Genomic DNA, 17,558 nt, shown 5'->3' with positions numbered 1-17,558 from the left:
GCAAAACAGACACCCTGCACAAAATAAAAAATATTGAATAATGACAATTGATATAAATTTTAATGTTCATTCCGATGCTCGTGGTGGCGACCCTGATAGCACAAGTCCAACTTTAAGGAATTATCATAAAATTCTTTGGAATAAACCTTTACCAAGTGGAGAAATATTTGAATTGACAACGAATAAAAAAGGAGCTTATTTATATCATAATTCTGAACTCGGAGAATTTATACTTGGAAGTGATGCAATAACTCACTCATATAGAAATCAGAAAAGAAAGCAATGGCTAATAAAACAAGTTACTAATGAAGTAAATGAACTTTTTGATATTGGTAGCACAATCGGAGCTTACACTGTTTTTCCAAAAAATAAAATAGACAATAAATTTACTATCAATCAAGCAAGAGGTTTTAACGGATTAATTGACGACAGATTTGATTTAACACTGGAATGTATTCGTTTATTTTACGATGGAGAAAAAAGTCCACTCTATGACACTTTTTTGAGGTATAAAAACTTCTTTGACTTATTTGAGAATTTTAGTGGTTATATAGATTTCTTTTTACTTAACGACCTTTTGGACGAAAATCAGAATATTAAATTCTATTTACCTTTCGATAATTTTCAAACGAAACCTACTTTTAACGGAATTGAGGACTATAAACTATATAAAAATGGAGTTGAAAATTTCGTCAAATCGAGAAACAAACGAATTGAAAATTATATAAAATTGAAAGAAAAAATGCCAGCATACAACAATGTATAACCGCAATTACGGCGGATTCGACTACGTCCGAATCCACGAGGAATTGCTAACGTCAGTGCTAAACCGAAAATAATAGCTAATTTAACCCGTAACTGACGGTTATACGAGACCGATGGAGTTCATTCAGCCAAGGCTGACCAATTGAACTATACTTTGCACAAGGCAAAGCCCCGCTAAAATGGAAATGAACTCCATCGGGTGGGCTAAACCAAAATTACCAAATCACTGACCCGCTTTCGCTGAGATTTGCAGCCTTGACTGCAAAACGTGCTGAACCAACGAACACCATCATCACCTAAATGTAATTTTGGTAACGTTCACCCGCAATTCGCTTTTTTTAAATAAATTTACAAAAACGAATCGCTGAACGTCAACTACGTTTAGCCCACTCGTTGGCAACAAGCAAAAAAACATCGATGAGAAAAATAACATTCGGTATAATAACATTATTGATTTTTTCTTGTAGTGAGAAATCAAAAGCTGAATTTTCATTAAGCGGAACAACTAGTGGAATTGAAAATGGAACAACAATTTATTTAGACTACAATAATCAGTCAATAGATTCAACGAAAATTGAGAATAATAGCTTCAAGTTTAATTCTAAATTAAACAAATCACCAATTCAAGTAGTACTCCGAACAAAGAATTTTGCTAACTACAGGTTTATATGGATTGAGAATAAACCAATGACATTTGATGCTTCAAACTCTGATTTTAAAAAAGCAAACGTAACAGGCTCTGAAACTGAAAAATTAAGCCAAACTTTTTATAGAAAACTAGACACGATACCAAGACCTTGGTTAAAATATGAACTGGATTTTGTTAGAGAAAACCCTAATAACATCATTAGTGCAAGTCTTCTATCTTTATATTCAACAACAATAGGAAAAGAAAAAACAGTTGAACTCTTTAATGGATTTTCAATTCAGAATAAGAATTCGGAATTTGGAAACGAAATAAAAAAATACATTGAGTTAAATAAAGAGCCTAAAATTGGAGAACAGTTTGTGGACTTTGAGTCGGAAAATCAAAATGGTGAACTAAAAAAATTATCCAACCATAAAGAAAAGGCTGTACTTCTTGAATTTTGGGCTTCTTGGTGTGGCCCTTGTCGCAAGGAAAACCCAAATCTTGTGAAAACTTATGAAGAATTCAATCCAAAAGGTTTTGAAATATTTGCAGTTTCTTTAGACCAAGAAAAAGAAAGTTGGCTTAAAGCAATAAAGGAAGATAATTTAAATTGGGAGCACGTAAGTGATTTAAAAGGCCAAAAAAATGAAGCTTCATTAATTTACGGAGTAAACGGAATACCTGACAATTTTTTGATTGCCGAAAACGGAGAAATAATTGCAAGAAATTTAAGAGGCGAAAAATTAAATAAAAAACTGAAAGAAATTTTGGAATAATGCCAGTTGCCAACAAAGAACTGAGTTAAAAACAATGAACAAAAAAAACTTATTTTTAATAACAGCAATAGTAACTTTTATAGTATTTATTAGCTCTCTTTTAGACGCTGAACCAGGAACATTATTCGGAAATGTTTGGTTGTTTAGAATAGGTTGGCTAATTATGTCTATCGCATCTTTTATAAATTATCGTAATATAAAAAAAGCTGAGTAACAAATTAAAACTTTAAGAAATGAGCAATACAAGTCACCATGATGAACGCATTGCAAAAATGATATTCGCATCGGTATATCCTCATTATGTCAGTAAAGTAGAAAAAAAAGGAAGAACAAAGGAAGAATTACATCAAGTAATTGCATGGCTTACTGGCTATGACCAAAAAGAATTACAAGCACTCATCGCAGCAAAGGTAACTTTTGATACTTTTTTTAAAAGGGCTACCTTACATAAGAATGCAACACTTATTACAGGAGTAATCTGTGGTTATCGTATTGAAGAAATAGAAAATACGTTAACGCAACAAGTTCGGTATTTAGACAAATTGGTCGATGAATTAGCCAAAGGACGTAAAATGGAAAAGATTTTACGTGTTGCTAAATAAATAACAAAAACCTATCTAATTAATTTTTTATACTTAATTCGCTTCGGCATTACATCTGCGCCCAATCGTTTCTTTTTATTTTCTTCATAATCAGAAAAAGAGCCTTCAAAGAAATAAATCTGGCTATCACCTTCGAATGCCAAAATATGTGTGCAAATTCTATCTAAAAACCAACGGTCATGCGAAATTACAACCGCACAACCTGCAAAGTTCTCTAAACCTTCTTCTAAAGCACGTAATGTGTTTACATCTAAATCGTTCGTAGGCTCATCTAACAACAATACATTACCTTCTTCTTTTAAAGTCATTGCCAAATGTAATCGATTACGCTCACCACCAGAGAGTGTTGAAACTTTCTTATTTTGTTCGCTTCCACTAAAATTAAATCGACTTAAATAGGCACGTGAGTTTACTTGACGACCGCCCATCATTATCAATTCTTGTTCATCAGAGAAATTTTGCCAGATCGTTTTCTCAGGGTCAATATTAGAATGGCTTTGATCTACGTAAGCGATTTTTGCTGTATCACCTACAGTAAACTCCCCTTTATCAGGTGTTTCTTCACCCATAATCATTTTGAAAATTGTGGTTTTACCAGCACCGTTCGGTCCAATAATACCTACTATACCTGCTTGTGGAAGTTTAAAATTTAAATCTTCATATAATAATTTATCTCCAAAGGCTTTAGAAACACCCTGAGCTTCAATTACATTGGTTCCTAAACGAGGACCATTAGGGATATAGATCTCTAGCTTCTCATCTAATTGTTTCTGATCTTGATTGACAAGCTTATCATAATTTTTTAAACGTGCCTTCTGTTTTGCCTGGCGACCTTTTGCCCCTTGTCGTACCCACTCCAATTCACGCTCCAACGTTTTTTGACGTTTCGAAGCTTGTTTTTGTTCTTGTGCTAATCGTTTTGACTTTTGATCAAGCCAAGATGAATAATTTCCTTTCCAAGGAATACCCTCTCCTCGATCTAGTTCTAAAATCCAGCCAGCAACATTGTCTAAGAAATAGCGATCATGCGTCACAGCAATCACTGTACCTTTATACTGCGCTAAATGATGTTCTAACCAATGTACAGATTCTGCATCTAAATGGTTCGTTGGTTCATCGAGCAGTAAAATATCGGGTTCTTGCAGCAGGAGCCTACACAAAGCTACTCTACGGCGTTCACCTCCTGATAATACCGAAATAGGTTTATCACCTTCTGGTGTACGTAATGCATCCATAGCGATTTCTAATTTGGTATCTAACTCCCAGGCATTTGCGGCATCAATTTTATCTTGCAATTCTGCTTGCTTAGCCATCAGTTTTTCCATCTTATCAGCATCAGAATAGACTTCTTCAAGACCAAACATATCGTTGATCTTGTTGTATTCATCTAAAATGGCTACCGTTTCAGCAACGCCTTCTTTTACGATATCTAGTACCGTTTTCGATTCGTCTAATTGTGGTTCTTGTTCTAGATATCCTACTTTAAATCCTGGTGAAAAAACGACATCACCCTGATAATTCTTTTCAACCCCTGCAATAATTTTTAATAAGGTAGATTTACCAGATCCGTTCAAACCAAGTATTCCAATTTTAGCTCCGTAAAAAAAGCTTAAATAAATATCTTTAAGTACTTGTTTTCCTGTAGATTGATAGGTTTTAGAGACCCGATTCATCGAAAAGATTACTTTCTTATCGTCTGACATAATTAATTAGATAATTAGATTTAATACTTGGGTAACTTACACTCTTCCTTTAAGAGCATTAAACACCCATGCAATAGCAAAAAAACCAATACCTACGGTTGCAAATCCCCATCCTGCCACGTCATCATAACGGTAAGCACCCATTAAAATAAGTATGATACCCATAATAATCATTAACATCGTTGCATAGCCTAAGACGGTATTTTTATTCATTGCCATCGTATTCAGTTTTGGTTAAGTAGAAACAAATATCGCAATAAATTATGGAAGGTAAAAGTTAAAGTGAAGCTGCCAATCTACTCCCTTGATCAATAGCGCGTTTGGCATCTAATTCTGCGGCTACATCGGCTCCGCCAATGATATGCACTTTCAACCCTTTTGCTTGTAAGGGTTCTAACAACTCTTTAAATGGTAATTGACCTGCACAAATAATCACATTATCAACCTTTAAAATTTTCTGTTCATCGTTTTGCACGTAATGAAGCCCTTGATCATCAATTTTAGTATATTCAACTTCATTGATGAATTGAATATGCTTCTTTTTTAAATTCGTTCTATGAATCCAACCCGTAGTCTTTCCTAATTTACCGCCAAATTTACCTTTGCTACGTTTAAACATAAATATTTCTCTAGCGGGTGGATGAATTTCTGGTTTAACCCCTTCAATACCGCTTCTGGCATTCAGTGATTTATCAATTCCCCATTCCTTTAGCCAAGCATCTACATTTAAGGATGAACTTTCTCCTTCATGTGCTAGGTATTCTGAAACATCAAAACCGATACCTCCTGCACCAATCACCGCAACACGTTTACCTACTGGCTTTTTATGCTTCAAAACATCAATATAACTCAATACCTTCGGATTCTCAACACCTTCTATTCTCGGTGTACGCGGAATAATACCTGTAGCTAAAATCACTTCGTCAAAATCAAGCTTTGCAAATTCTTCTACCGCTACTTTGGTATTTAGTTGTATTGTTACATTATGTAACTCGAGTTGCTTTTTAAAATAGCGAATGGTTTCATAGAACTCTTCTTTACCTGGAATTTGTTTCGCCATATTGAATTGCCCGCCAATTTCACTATCAGCATCAAACAACGTAACTTCATGACCCCTTTGTGCTGCAACAGTAGAAGCTGCTAATCCGGCTGGACCAGCACCAACCACCGCTATTTTCTTTTTAAGTACTGCTGTATTATAATTCAATTCCGTTTCATGACATGCCCGCGGATTTACCAAGCAACTTGCTACTTTTTGTTGAAAAACATGATCTAAACAAGCTTGATTACAGGCAATACAGGTATTAATTTCATCTTCTTTTTCGGCTTGTGCTTTGTTTACCCAATCAGCATCTGCTAAAAAAGGTCTCGCCATCGATATCATATCGGCATGACCCTCTGCTAACACTTTTTCAGCAGTTTCAGGCATATTAATTCTATTAGAGGTAATTAACGGAACTGACACTTCTTCTTTCATTTTCTTGGTAACCCAAGTAAAGGCTGCTCTGGGTACAGAAGTAGCAATTGTAGGAATTCGCGACTCATGCCAACCAATACCTGTGTTGATAATGGTTGCACCTGCCTTTTCAATTTCTTTACCTAAACGTACAATCTCGTCCCAACTACTACCTTTTTCAACCAAATCGAGCATTGATAAACGATAAATGATAATAAATTCTTTACCAACAGCTTCTCTCGTCTTCTTTACTAACTCAATAGGTAAGCGCATCCTATTTTCATAAGTGCCTCCATAATTATCATTGCGTTTATTGGTACGTTCAGCAATAAATTCATTAATCAAATAACCTTCAGAACCCATAATTTCAACGCCATCATACCCAGCATGTTTTGCTAGTTTCGCACAGTTTACAAAATCGCGTATCGTTCTTTTTATGCCTGATTTTTTAAGTTTAAAAGGTTTAAATCTATTTATCGGAGCTTTAATAGCAGAGGGAGCTACATTAAATGGATGGTATCCATAACGGCCCGAATGTAAAATTTGCATACATATTTTACCTCCTTCTTTATGTACTGCATCGGTAATTTCCTTATGCTTGTTAGCATGTCTTTTGTTACTCATTCTAGCCGCAAACGGGCCTGTCCAACCTTGTATATTTGGTGCAATACCTCCTGTTACGATTAATCCAACACCACCTCTGGCACGTTCAGCATAAAAGGCAGCCATGCGCTCATATCCATTCTTTTCTTCCTCTAACCCCGTATGCATTGAACCCATCAAAATACGATTCTTTATTGTAGTAAATCCGAGGTCTAGGGGTTCGAAAATGTGTTTATATTTTGTCATAAGGTATCATTGATTTTATTATGCATGCATAATAGTTGCAAGATACAGCAATTTTTTAAAGTAAAAAACTCGAGCATAGTCTCGAGTTTTTACTTAATGGTAAAAATAATGATGAAGATTTAGTATAAATAACCCATTTTACCTTGTTGAAAGTCTCTCATTGCTTCTAATATCTCGGTCTGCGTATTCATTACGTAAGGCCCATATTGAGATACCTTTTCATCAATGGGTTCTCCAGAGAGTACTAACAAATTACTTTCCTTTCGTGCTTCAAGTTCAACAGTGTCGCCATCGTGATTAAAAGTTACCATTTGCATCGCTCCTTTTTTTAATAGTACATCATTATTTACGAATACCTCACCATCAAGTAAATACACTAATGATTTATGAGCCTTTGGAATTGTAATTTTCATTCTTCCTTTCGCATTTGCTTTTACAGTAAAAACATTAACCTGAGTCTGTGTATTTATCAATCCTTTTGCTCCTTTTTGCTCACCAGCTATTACTTTTAAGCAGCTACTTTCATCATCGTTCATAAGAACAGAGATATCTTCACTTTGTAAGTGCTGGTATGCTGGCGGCATCATTTTGTCTTTGGCAGGAAGGTTCAGCCATAGTTGAATACCTTCTAACTCGCCTCCTTTTTCAACAAATTCTTTCGAAGGGCCTTCGGCATGTATAATTCCGCGACCTGCGGTAGTCCACTGTACGTCACCCGCTTTTACCAACATCTCATTGCCTAACGAATCACGATGCAATTGCTCTCCTTTAAACAATAGGGTTATCGGTTCAAATCCTCGATGCGGATGTGGACCCAGATCAAACGGATTATTAAAAGCACTTATGGCATAGGGTCCATAATGATGTAATAATAAAAACGGATCTACCTGCTCTATCCCATCAGTTGGCAACGGTTGTCGTAATCGTATGGGTCCCATATTTACCAATGGGCTACCCACTTTATCTTTTATTGTTTTTAATCTATTCATTTTTCTTTGTTTTATTTTCCTAGGAAACAATCATTGTAAAAAATTTTGATTATCGATTCCCGTTTACACGGAAATGACAAAGTCATCTAATCTTATCTAATAAATTACTCAACAGTGATGCTTCTTTCGTGGTTAAATTTGCTAATAAATCTTCATTAAAATTCTTATCTATTTCCTTTAATAGGTTAAGACCTTTGCTAAGGATAGTAATGTGTACCACTCTCCTATCCTCTGGGCATGGTAACCTCTCTATCAATTTTTTTGCACATAATTTATCCATCAAACGTGTTGCATTAGGTGCCCTTTCTATCATACGTTCTTTAATGGTTTGAACTTTTAAAGGCTTTTTAGCTCCTCGTAGTATTCTTAAGATATTATATTGTTGTGGTGATATACCGTAGGGTTTAAAAAATGTATTCTGCTTACTATTGATCCAATTCGCAGTGTACATAATGTTAAGCATGGCTTTCACCTTAGTACTCATAAACTTTGAATTAATATCTATTGAAATATCACCCATTTCGTAATTGCTTTATTAAAGTTTTAATACTCTAGAGAGTTTGTCATCCTCTTAATTTTAAATCCTTCATCACCTTATTAAAAGTATCTGAAGAAGGTGTTTTATATACTTCCTCATCTACAAACAACGTAGGAAACTTAATTGCGCCATCATACAATTCTTGTGTATGCAATTTAGCTTCATCGTCAACCATGATATCTTTGTACTCAAATGGAATCTCTGCCATTCTTAAAAAATTTTTAAAAGCCACGGTATGCGCATGCCCTTTCTTACCATATAGTTTTATCTTCATAATTTAAATTCTAGTTAAAATAATACGTCTGAGTATTCAGGTATTTTATCAAAAACTGCCTTCGCAAACGGACATAAAGGCATTGCTTTTACAGCATTCTCTCTCATAAAACTCACAGAGGCTTCTACTAACTTATACCCCACTCCTTGTCCTCTAAGGCTATCATCAACTTCGGTATGGTCAATAATAATCTTATCACTGCCTGCCCAAGTATAGGTCATCAATGCTCCACGCTTTCCATCTACTTCAAGGTAAAATTCTCCTTTTTTACCATCATCTTCGTGCTGTATATTCATTACTAAGCGGTAAAACCAATTTTGTTATGCTCGCCATCACAATAGGGTTTGTTAGCAGACGCTCCGCAGCGACAAAAAGCAGTTACACGTTTTTTATTCTCTTTGCTACCATCAGAGTTTGTTACTTGAAGACTGCCATGTACTAACAAAGGGCCATTTTGCAATGCTTCTACTTTTGTTTCATTATTATTTGCTACTTGAGAAGCTTCTTCTCCTTTAACAGTATATGCCAAGGCTCCTGAAGGGCAAGCTTCTACTTGCTTTTTAATGCGATCTGTTGAAGCTCCTTCCATATTTACCCATGGGCGATTTTGCGGATTGAAAACTTGTAATAACCCTTTCCAACATTTTTTCGAATGAATGCACATATCTGGTTTCCAAACCACCGTGATATCCTCATTACTATATTCTTTTACTACTTGTTTTTTGTCTGCCATGTTCTTATGATTTAGTTCTTGTTTTGTTTCATCGATTGATGAATTTTTTAATATGATAATATTGTTTATAAATTCTCTTCTAAACGTTTTACTGCGTTCTTAAGCGCATCACTTAATGCTTTGTCAACAATTGCCCCATCTTTAAAGTTATCATAAAAATTAGGTAAAGAAAAAGTACTGACTATGGCACCTCCCATATATGGAAAACGATTTTTTGCTACTTCTAATACCGAAGCTCCTCCTCTATCTCCAGTAGATGTCGCCATTAATAACATCGGAATTTCACTCCACAATTTACCATCGATTCGAGACATCCAATCAAACAAATTTTTAAATGCTGTTGCATATGCTCCGTTATGCTCTGCTAAGGATAAGATAATGCCATCTGACGATTGTAATTCTTCTAAAAACTCTTTCGCATTTTCTGGAATACCGTTTTCATTCTCTAAATCGATACTATATAATGGTAATTCATAATCGTTTAAGTTTAATACCCTTACTTCATTTTTACCTAATAAACTACCAGCATAAGTTGCTAATTGCTTATTGATAGAAGTTTTACTATTACTTCCTGCAAATACAATTATTCTTTTCATATTTATCTATAAAGTTTTACCTGTTTTTTTACTATAGATATATGACACAATAAGTAATACCATTGCTACAATTGCACCCATTTGTTCACCGTCTCCTATCATTACATGGGCAAAAAACGCCAAAATAAACGCAAAGAAAAAACCTGCATAGGCCCACTCTTTAAGTACTTTATTACCAACAAACCAAATTGCCACCAGCCCTAATATTTTTGCAATTCCATACGGATAGATTATATAGGTAGGGTATCCAAATCCTTTAAACATTTCTGCCACTTCTTCATGATTGAAAAAGTACATACCAGCTGAAAATAGCATCAATGCCGTTAACAATCCTGTCGCGATGTAATAAATTATGTTGTCTCTTTTCATTGTATGTGATTTATAAATTTGATACAAAGGTAAGAAATATAAATTTATATTCCAAGGAAACTATTTACATGGCAAATAGTTGTATAAAAAAAGAGTCTTCGTATTTGAGACTCTTTTAAGATAAAATTTATTACTTATTAAGCTACTGCACTCATCTTATCTGCTTTATCAACAGTTTTTTCTATTAATTCAAACTGATTCGAAGTATTCTTTTCACCTCCAGCTTTTAAAGCATTATCACCTGCAAAGAATATTTTGTGATCATCGCCAAGGTCAGATCCTGCCATTCTTTGATGCTTTACACAAGCCACACCTTTACGAATTTCTTGTCGTTGCACACCTTTTACATAGGCGAGCATTCCTTCTTCACCAAAATAACCTTCTGTTAAATCACTCATGTGCAGTGCCGTGGTATGATATGTTGGTAACGTAATTAAGTGATGAAAAATTCCTGCTTCTTTAGCGCCGTCAACTTGAAAAGTTCTTATCTTCTTATCCGCCAATCTGCATAACTTAGAACCGTCATACTTTACATCCATCAAATTATTTTTATCGTAAGCTGAAACGTCTTCACCTGCTTCTACCATTGCATTATATACTTGATTTCTAAAATTCAACGTCCAGTTAAATGACGGTGAATTATTATAAACCAGCTTTGCATTAGGTATCACCTCACGCACTCTATTTACCATATGCGCAATTTGCTTCAAGTTGGGTGTAGGCGTTTCTATCCATAATAGATCTGCACCATTTTGAAGACTTGTAATACAATCAAGCACTACTCTATCAATATTGGTTCCTTCTTTGAATTTATACAATCCGTTAGATAGACGCACGGGACGTACTAATTTTCCATCGCGTTTTAATAATACATCATCTTGCCTCGCATCTTCAACAGAAATTTCTTCTGCTTCAACAAATGCTAAATATTGCGATGCTAGATCACCAGCCTCTTTACTAACTGGCAATTTCTGGGTAAGACCCGCTCCCTCAGAATCGGTTCTAGCAACAATCACACCTTCTTCTACACCTAGCTCTAAAAAAGCGTATCTAATGGCATTTAATTTTGCGATAAAATCTTCATGTGGTACCGTTACTTTACCATCTTGATGCCCACATTGCTTTGCATCAGATACTTGATTTTCAATTTGAATAGCACATGCCCCTGCTTGAATCATTTTTTTAGCCAGTAAATAGGTAGCTTCTTCATTACCAAAACCAGCATCAATATCTGCAATAATGGGTACTATATGTGTTTCAAAATTATCTATTTGTTCTTGTACATTTTCTCCATTTTCTAACCTTCTAAATAGATCGTTCAATTCGATTGCATCCGCTTGACGTAAAAAATCATAAATCTCTTCAATTAGTGAAGGTACCGCTGTTTTTTCATGCATAGATTGATCTGGTAAAGGACCAAACTCAGAACGCAAAGCAGCAACCATCCAACCAGAAAGATATAAATATCTTTTACTAGTTGTTTTATGATGTTTTTTTACTGAAATCATTTTTTGCTGTGCAACAAACCCATGCCAGCACCCCAATGATTGTGTATAGTTGGCTGGATTTAAATCATACTCCTGCATATCACTTCTCATTACTGACGCCGTATATTTAGCAATATCTAGCCCTGTTTTAAAGCGATTTTGAGTTACCATTCTGGCAGCACTTTCTGGATTAATAGCACTCCAAGTACTCCCGTACTTTTCTTTAAGATTCTTTACGGTTTCTAATGCTGAACTATACGTTGCTTCTCCTAGATTTTTCATAATTTTGTTTTGTATTAATTTACATGTATTGAATCACCCTTTAATTTTGCGGTTTTGGGGTGGTTTTTTATATATAATGGTATGCATCGAGTGTTAAAAACTCTTGATACTCTTCAGATAAAACGAGTTTATCAAAAAGTTCTATTGCGAGATCAAATTTTCCATTTTTAAAACGCTCTTTACCGACCAACTTTTCTATTTTTTCGATTTCCTCTTGCTGTAGTTTTACATATTTTTCAATATTAAAAGCTTCTCCGTTATCAATTTGCTCATTATTTTGTAGCCACAACCATACTTGTGTTCTTGAAATCTCTGCTGTTGCTGCATCTTCCATCAAATTATAAAGTGCTGCAGCCCCTTTACCCGACAACCACGATTCTATATATAGAATACCTACATTAATATTCTCGCGAATGCCTTTTTCTGTAATAACTCCTTTAGGTTGCTCAATAAGCTGCTCTTCGGTAATCATTAACTCAGCTCGTTTAACGTGTATTTGATTTTTTGTGGGCATGTGTGTATCGAAAACCTCGGTTGCCAATGCTACCAAACCTGGATGCGCCACCCATGTACCATCATGACCATTTTTTACTTCACGCTCTTTTCCTTGTCTTATTTTTGCAAAAGCTTTCTCATTCGCTTCTGGATCATTTTTTATTGGAATTTGAGCGGCCATACCGCCCATAGCATGTACACCACGTCGATGACATGATTGAATCACACGTAAAGAATACGCCTCCATAAAAGGTGTTGCCATAGTTATTTGTGCTCTATCGGGAACAAAGAAATTTTTATGATTCTTAAACTTCTTGATGTACGAGAAAATATAATCCCAACGCCCACAATTGAGCCCAGCCATATGGTCTCTTAACTCATAAATGATCTCATCTAACTGAAAACTAGCTGTAATCGTTTCAATGAGTACAGTAGCTTTGATGGTTTGCTGTGAAATACTTAAGTATTCTTGTGCAAAAACAAAAACTTCATTCCACCAACGCGCTTCAAGATAATGCTCTAGCTTAGGTAAATAGAAATACGGACCACTTCCATTAGCCAGCAACTGCTTTACATTATGAAAAAAATACAACCCGAAATCAACCAATGAACCCGACATTTCTTCACCGTTACAGGTAAGGTGTTTTTCATTTAGATGCAATCCTCGAGGTCTTACTAGAAGTATTGCTACCTCTTCATTTAGTTTGTACTTTTTACCATTTGTTGGATTTTCGAAAGCAATTGTTCTTGCATTTGCATCAATTAGATTTTGCTGCCCTTGCATCATATTATCAAATGTTGGCGAGTTGCTATCTTCAAAATCACTCATAAATACTCTTGCGCCAGAATTCAGGGCATTTATTACCATCTTCCTATCTGTAGGGCCAGTGATTTCGACACGTCTATCTAACAAGTCTTTTGGTAGTGGTGCTGCCACCCAGTCACCTTCTCTTATTTCTTTGGTTTCTTTTGGAAACGAAGGCAACATACCTTTCTCAAACTTCTTTTCTTCTTCTTTACGTCTATTTAAAAGTTCAATTCTTTTACCATTAAACTTTTGATGCAACTGTCCTAAAAACTCTAAAGCTTCGTCACTAAGAATAGCCTTATATGCTGAGGTATTTGCGTTTTTAACTGTTACATTTTGCTGTAGTAGATTACTAACTATCATACGCTGTTTTTTTTTGATGATGGAGCAAACATAAAATAAAAAACTTTACAAAACAAGCGAACGTTCGCTAAATTTTAAATTTATATTATTTTTTGTACTTTCGCAAAGCAAATTATATACACAATGGTTATTGAAGAGGAATACATACGTTTAATTTTTGGCTTGAAAATCAAACAAATACGAAACGAAAAAAACCTTTCATTATTTGGTTTATCAAAATTAACAGGGCTTTCAAAATCGTATTTAAACGAAATAGAGAAAGGAAAAAAATATCCTAAAACAGATAAAATTGTAATCCTTTCTGAGGCTTTAGAGGTGCCTTATGACCATTTGGTATCCTTAAAACTAGACAAAAACCTAGCTCCCATTGGTGAGATACTGCAGTCAAAAATGTTAAAAGAAATTCCTTTAGACGTTTTCGGAATTAAAGAAAGTAATTTAATAGATATTATTGCTAACGCTCCAACCAAGGTCAATGCATTTATCAGCACACTTATAAAAATTGCCAAACATTATAGTTTTTCAAGAGAGAGTTTTTTCTTAGCGGCACTCCGCTCCTATCAAGAATCTCAAAACAATTATTTTGAAGACATTGAACTTGCCGTTGAAAAGTTTGCAAAAGCATATCATATTGATCTAACCAAGCAAATTACGACTGCTGAACTTGAAGAAATTCTTGTAGAAGAATACAACTATACAATTAATGCGAAAGAGTTATCTAAGCATGACAATTTAGACGATTTACGTTCTATCTATATTAAAAAGAAAAAAACACTCTTACTCAGCAAAAAGATTGATGAATCTCAAAAACGATTCATCTATGCAAAAGAGATTGCTTACAATTTTTTAGAAATAGAAGATCGCCTTTTCACTTTTCCATGGATTAAATTTGAAGGTTTTGACCAAGTACTTCATAATTTTTTAGCTTCATATTTTGCTGGGGCCTTATTAATACCTAAAAACATTTTAATCGATGCATTGAAGGAATTCTTCGCCAAAGAGAACTTTAATCCAAACGATTTTATCAAATTAATGGAGGATTTTACTTATTCACCAGAAACCTTTTATCAGCGCCTCACAAATATTTTACCTAAACAATTCCATTTTAAAAACCTTTTTTTCTTACGCTTTACCCACAAGAAAGGTTCGTCAACCTATAGACTTAATAAAGAGTTACATATTACACAACAACAAGCACCACATGCTAACGAATTACAAGAACACTACTGTAGAAGGTGGGTTTCTTTGCGTACGTTGAATACCTTAGAGCAAGATTTGAAAAAAGATCATGCATTTGATCTTCAAATTTCTGAGTATCCAGAAAATAATAGTCAATACCTAGTGTTTTCTTCAGCTACTAGAGACCCATTTAAAAAAGATTTTACGCGAAGCGTAACGCTGGGCATGTTGATTTCTCCACACTTAAAAAAACACATACAGTTTTTAAATGATGACAGCATTGCAAAAAAATCTGTTGGGGTTACCTGTGAAACCTGCATGATTAAAGACTGCCAAGAACGCGCCAATGACGCGTATAAACTAGACAAAAGAAAACGCCATAAAGAAATTGAACAAAAAGTAAAGGAAATTATTGAAGACTTTTAATTGCTTGATCGCTTCAAAGAATCTATTTTCTTTTGTAATTTTTCTATCTCTTCTTGATTTGATGTTGTTTTAACAATAGCTCCCATTGAATCAATTACTTTATTGGTATCGATCAATTTTGGTGATTCGCTATAGAAATGTTCAATTCCTTCACTCGCACGCCAAGCTTCATTTAATTGGTCATAAACAGCTTTATCCCATTTACTGGGATGTTTTGCATCTATCCAAACTACATCTCTATATTCACTATCAATCAATGCTAAATCGGGTGTTGCCGAACCATCAAACTTTTCAGAATCTTCCTTTATCGCAGAAATAGTACCTAGAAAGAACATACGCTTTCTACCAGCTATATTTTTGATATAAGGCCGAAATTCTACTGGTTTATTTACTGACCAATCAAACTCTTTTCTTGATTCAATTACTTTTAAAGGCATTGCAGAAACACCCGCATACCCTTCTCTTTTTGATGCATGGTCATAATAATACAACTTATCGGTACCATCAGCAGGGACAAAAACACTAAAGGTCAGACTGGTACGTTCATCACCAACAGGCTCTAAACCAAACCAATGGTATAAGCCGTCATAAGCATCAACCTCCAAATCTGAAAAATCAAAATCTGTTACAAAGGGTTGTTCATTTTGATCGTCTGGCAAATCTGGTATTTTTACCGCTGTTTCCATATTCCATGGAAGTGGATCGCTAAAACCTCCCAAAAACTTAAGCGATTCTGCTTGCAATCGAGAAACTTTTTCTGACAATGTATTTTGCCTTGTTAAATAAGGATAATTAGCCATTTCTTTAGGTGAAATATAGGTGCCTTTTCCCATAAAAACACGCTCTAAATAATCGTTGAAATCATGTTCACCTTTCTCAATAACAATAACACCTCCAAAAGAAGGATACGGAAAGAAAAATCCTTTCCACTTTATGAGACTTACGACTTGCACCCATTCATCCGCATCATTTTTCATATAAAACACATCACCAGGCTCGGTAGTTACATATTGCAATGGATTAAAGCGCTGTACTACAGCATTATATGTATTTCTACTAAATTTTAATGATTCACCAATTGAAAACGTAACTGGAATACGATTTTCATTTGAAAACCTTGGAAATGGCGAAGTACTCGAAACCGAAAAAACCTCTTCTGTATTGTCACTTATCTGCTGCCAAATATATTTTTCGGTAGGTTGAATAGCCATTGTCCATTTATTAATACTATCAACACGTACCAAATGCGGAAGTGATACATCTTTGGTTTCTCCTACAGACTCATTAGCCATAGAATATATATTTCTAAGTGGTTGAATACGCTCGTTTTGTGTAAGTGGTAAATCATTAATTTCTACCTTATTAAGACTGTTAAATACATTGTATGTTTTCATATATTCATACATCTTAAAATGCCAACCTACCACATATAATAAACCAAAAAACACCAGCAAAATTCCTAACATTGCCAAACGCCCACCCGTACTTGCAGTACGCCTGAATTTTTTAAGTACAAAAAATAGCACAAGAGCACTTAATAAGATTATAAAAATATACTTACGGAAAAATAAAATGACTGGTTGATAATCATCACGTAGAATAAAAAGTGTAATTAGTAAAATAATACCAATTACAATAGTTATGGTTTTTTGTTTACCGCCTTTTTGCCAATACTTTTTAATCATAGCTCTTTGTTATAAATATCCTTTGTCCTTAAGTCTTTCTCTCGCACTTTTTTTCGCTTCTGCTTCTGTAGCCTCTTTAATTGATTCTTTTTCATTCACTTCTTCAGAAGTGACCTCTTTTGTTTTTAAATCCTCAATAAAATCTTTTCCTTTTTCTAAAGTTCCTTGCACAATATCTTCAATGGAATCTGATTGCTCATCGATAACCTCAGACGATTTAAAAATAAATCCGGCTACATAAGTTCCTAAAACAGTTCCTGCAATCATAGAAGCAAATAGTGAAATTGTCGCTAAATCTATAGGGATTAAAAAACGGGTTATCAAAATTCCGATAAGGAATAGAAAGGTTATAAAAACCAATCGAAGTAGAAAATTTTGTTGATATACAAATCCTTTTTTCTCTTCTGCTTTCATTTGCAGCTCTTTAGAATACATCATTTTATTGAAAAAACGATATAATTTATTCCCTTGAGACTCTCGCCAATACAACAAAGCACCAAAAAGAATCGCTGCAATAAATACTATGAGTTCTAGTGTCATTTTTTTATTTTA

At 34.6% G+C, this 17,558-nt stretch carries 19 protein-coding genes; 5 read left to right on the top strand and 14 right to left on the bottom strand.

Annotated features, from left to right (window positions below; translation table 11 throughout):
• Positions 1-40 precede the first annotated feature (40 nt).
• From AC1EUY_RS15230 to AC1EUY_RS15215, 4 genes are all read left to right on the top strand, one after another.
• The gene (locus AC1EUY_RS15230; RefSeq protein ID WP_480196411.1) at positions 41-766 is read left to right on the top strand and encodes a DUF6994 family protein; all 726 of its coding nucleotides are present in this window, start codon (positions 41-43) and stop codon (positions 764-766) included.
• Between the two features lie 416 nt (positions 767-1,182).
• Positions 1,183-2,172, top strand: a complete 990-nt coding sequence (locus AC1EUY_RS15225; protein ID WP_480196410.1) for a redoxin domain-containing protein — start codon at positions 1,183-1,185, stop codon at positions 2,170-2,172.
• Between the two features lie 34 nt (positions 2,173-2,206).
• Positions 2,207-2,386 (top strand): hypothetical protein, encoded by a 180-nt coding sequence (locus AC1EUY_RS15220; RefSeq protein ID WP_480196409.1) that lies wholly within the window; start codon positions 2,207-2,209, stop codon positions 2,384-2,386.
• Between the two features lie 19 nt (positions 2,387-2,405).
• Entirely contained in the window at positions 2,406-2,774 is a 369-nt protein-coding gene (locus AC1EUY_RS15215) for a DUF2200 domain-containing protein (protein WP_480196408.1), read from the top strand.
• A gap of 11 nt (positions 2,775-2,785) precedes the next feature.
• Here AC1EUY_RS15215 and ettA read toward each other — a convergent pair whose 3' ends face one another.
• The 12 genes from ettA to aceB all read right to left on the bottom strand — a co-directional run bounded on the left by ettA (position 2,786) and on the right by aceB (position 13,716).
• On the bottom strand, positions 2,786-4,477 hold the full coding sequence (gene ettA, locus AC1EUY_RS15210; RefSeq protein ID WP_480196407.1) for an energy-dependent translational throttle protein EttA: 1,692 nt from the start codon (positions 4,475-4,477) through the stop codon (positions 2,786-2,788).
• 36 nt (positions 4,478-4,513) lie between these two features.
• Complete coding sequence (locus tag AC1EUY_RS15205; RefSeq protein WP_480196406.1) at positions 4,514-4,696, bottom strand: CAL67264 family membrane protein; 183 nt, start codon at positions 4,694-4,696, stop codon at positions 4,514-4,516.
• A 58-nt stretch (positions 4,697-4,754) separates the two neighbouring features.
• Positions 4,755-6,782, bottom strand: coding sequence for an oxidoreductase (locus AC1EUY_RS15200; RefSeq protein ID WP_480196405.1), 2,028 nt, complete (start codon positions 6,780-6,782; stop codon positions 4,755-4,757).
• Between the two features lie 119 nt (positions 6,783-6,901).
• Positions 6,902-7,771, bottom strand: coding sequence for a pirin family protein (locus AC1EUY_RS15195; protein ID WP_480196404.1), 870 nt, complete (start codon positions 7,769-7,771; stop codon positions 6,902-6,904).
• An 82-nt stretch (positions 7,772-7,853) separates the two neighbouring features.
• A complete protein-coding gene (locus AC1EUY_RS15190; protein ID WP_480196403.1) occupies positions 7,854-8,291 on the bottom strand; it encodes a MarR family winged helix-turn-helix transcriptional regulator in 438 nt (145 codons plus the stop codon).
• A gap of 43 nt (positions 8,292-8,334) precedes the next feature.
• Positions 8,335-8,583, bottom strand: coding sequence for a glutaredoxin family protein (locus AC1EUY_RS15185; RefSeq protein WP_480196402.1), 249 nt, complete (start codon positions 8,581-8,583; stop codon positions 8,335-8,337).
• A gap of 14 nt (positions 8,584-8,597) precedes the next feature.
• Entirely contained in the window at positions 8,598-8,879 is a 282-nt protein-coding gene (locus tag AC1EUY_RS15180; RefSeq protein WP_480196401.1) for a GNAT family N-acetyltransferase, read from the bottom strand.
• A 2-nt stretch (positions 8,880-8,881) separates the two neighbouring features.
• On the bottom strand, positions 8,882-9,316 hold the full coding sequence (locus AC1EUY_RS15175) for a (4Fe-4S)-binding protein (protein WP_480196400.1): 435 nt from the start codon (positions 9,314-9,316) through the stop codon (positions 8,882-8,884).
• Positions 9,317-9,381: 65 nt separating this feature from the next.
• A complete protein-coding gene (locus tag AC1EUY_RS15170) occupies positions 9,382-9,912 on the bottom strand; it encodes an NADPH-dependent FMN reductase (protein WP_480196399.1) in 531 nt (176 codons plus the stop codon).
• A gap of 6 nt (positions 9,913-9,918) precedes the next feature.
• Positions 9,919-10,281, bottom strand: a complete 363-nt coding sequence (locus AC1EUY_RS15165) for a DoxX family protein (protein WP_480196398.1) — start codon at positions 10,279-10,281, stop codon at positions 9,919-9,921.
• 137 nt (positions 10,282-10,418) lie between these two features.
• Complete coding sequence (locus AC1EUY_RS15160) at positions 10,419-12,050, bottom strand: isocitrate lyase (RefSeq protein WP_480196397.1); 1,632 nt, start codon at positions 12,048-12,050, stop codon at positions 10,419-10,421.
• Between the two features lie 67 nt (positions 12,051-12,117).
• Positions 12,118-13,716, bottom strand: coding sequence for a malate synthase A (aceB, locus tag AC1EUY_RS15155; RefSeq protein WP_480196396.1), 1,599 nt, complete (start codon positions 13,714-13,716; stop codon positions 12,118-12,120).
• Between the two features lie 123 nt (positions 13,717-13,839).
• Between aceB and AC1EUY_RS15150 the strand changes: the two genes are divergently transcribed.
• On the top strand, positions 13,840-15,321 hold the full coding sequence (locus tag AC1EUY_RS15150; RefSeq protein WP_480196395.1) for a helix-turn-helix domain-containing protein: 1,482 nt from the start codon (positions 13,840-13,842) through the stop codon (positions 15,319-15,321).
• Here AC1EUY_RS15150 and AC1EUY_RS15145 read toward each other — a convergent pair.
• Positions 15,318-17,006 (bottom strand): hypothetical protein, encoded by a 1,689-nt coding sequence (locus AC1EUY_RS15145; protein WP_480196394.1) that lies wholly within the window; start codon positions 17,004-17,006, stop codon positions 15,318-15,320. The two genes, AC1EUY_RS15150 and AC1EUY_RS15145, sit on opposite strands and share 4 nt — an antisense overlap.
• A 9-nt stretch (positions 17,007-17,015) precedes the next feature.
• On the bottom strand, positions 17,016-17,546 hold the full coding sequence (locus AC1EUY_RS15140; protein WP_480196393.1) for a hypothetical protein: 531 nt from the start codon (positions 17,544-17,546) through the stop codon (positions 17,016-17,018).
• Positions 17,547-17,558: the final 12 nt, after the last annotated feature.

The organism is Maritimimonas sp. 2210JD6-3, from assembly GCF_056591795.1.
This window is presented reverse-complemented; position numbering and strand designations above follow the sequence as displayed.

Bases quoted from the DNA above. Each gene is read 5' to 3' on its own strand.
- AC1EUY_RS15145 (WP_480196394.1), bottom strand. From the start codon at position 17,006: ATGATTAAAAAGTATTGGCAAAAAGGCGGTAAACAAAAAACCATAACT.
- ettA (WP_480196407.1), bottom strand. From the start codon at position 4,477: ATGTCAGACGATAAGAAAGTAATCTTTTCGATGAATCGGGTCTCTAAA.
- AC1EUY_RS15185 (WP_480196402.1), bottom strand. From the start codon at position 8,583: ATGAAGATAAAACTATATGGTAAGAAAGGGCATGCGCATACCGTGGCT.
- AC1EUY_RS15175 (WP_480196400.1), bottom strand. From the start codon at position 9,316: ATGGCAGACAAAAAACAAGTAGTAAAAGAATATAGTAATGAGGATATC.
- AC1EUY_RS15195 (WP_480196404.1), bottom strand. From the start codon at position 7,771: ATGAATAGATTAAAAACAATAAAAGATAAAGTGGGTAGCCCATTGGTA.
- AC1EUY_RS15220 (WP_480196409.1), top strand. From the start codon at position 2,207: ATGAACAAAAAAAACTTATTTTTAATAACAGCAATAGTAACTTTTATA.
- AC1EUY_RS15170 (WP_480196399.1), bottom strand. From the start codon at position 9,912: ATGAAAAGAATAATTGTATTTGCAGGAAGTAATAGTAAAACTTCTATC.
- AC1EUY_RS15150 (WP_480196395.1), top strand. From the start codon at position 13,840: ATGGTTATTGAAGAGGAATACATACGTTTAATTTTTGGCTTGAAAATC.
- AC1EUY_RS15200 (WP_480196405.1), bottom strand. From the start codon at position 6,782: ATGACAAAATATAAACACATTTTCGAACCCCTAGACCTCGGATTTACT.
- AC1EUY_RS15225 (WP_480196410.1), top strand. From the start codon at position 1,183: ATGAGAAAAATAACATTCGGTATAATAACATTATTGATTTTTTCTTGT.
- AC1EUY_RS15230 (WP_480196411.1), top strand. From the start codon at position 41: ATGACAATTGATATAAATTTTAATGTTCATTCCGATGCTCGTGGTGGC.
- AC1EUY_RS15205 (WP_480196406.1), bottom strand. From the start codon at position 4,696: ATGGCAATGAATAAAAATACCGTCTTAGGCTATGCAACGATGTTAATG.
- AC1EUY_RS15140 (WP_480196393.1), bottom strand. From the start codon at position 17,546: ATGACACTAGAACTCATAGTATTTATTGCAGCGATTCTTTTTGGTGCT.
- AC1EUY_RS15190 (WP_480196403.1), bottom strand. From the start codon at position 8,291: ATGGGTGATATTTCAATAGATATTAATTCAAAGTTTATGAGTACTAAG.
- AC1EUY_RS15160 (WP_480196397.1), bottom strand. From the start codon at position 12,050: ATGAAAAATCTAGGAGAAGCAACGTATAGTTCAGCATTAGAAACCGTA.
- AC1EUY_RS15215 (WP_480196408.1), top strand. From the start codon at position 2,406: ATGAGCAATACAAGTCACCATGATGAACGCATTGCAAAAATGATATTC.
- AC1EUY_RS15165 (WP_480196398.1), bottom strand. From the start codon at position 10,281: ATGAAAAGAGACAACATAATTTATTACATCGCGACAGGATTGTTAACG.
- AC1EUY_RS15180 (WP_480196401.1), bottom strand. From the start codon at position 8,879: ATGAATATACAGCACGAAGATGATGGTAAAAAAGGAGAATTTTACCTT.
- aceB (WP_480196396.1), bottom strand. From the start codon at position 13,716: ATGATAGTTAGTAATCTACTACAGCAAAATGTAACAGTTAAAAACGCA.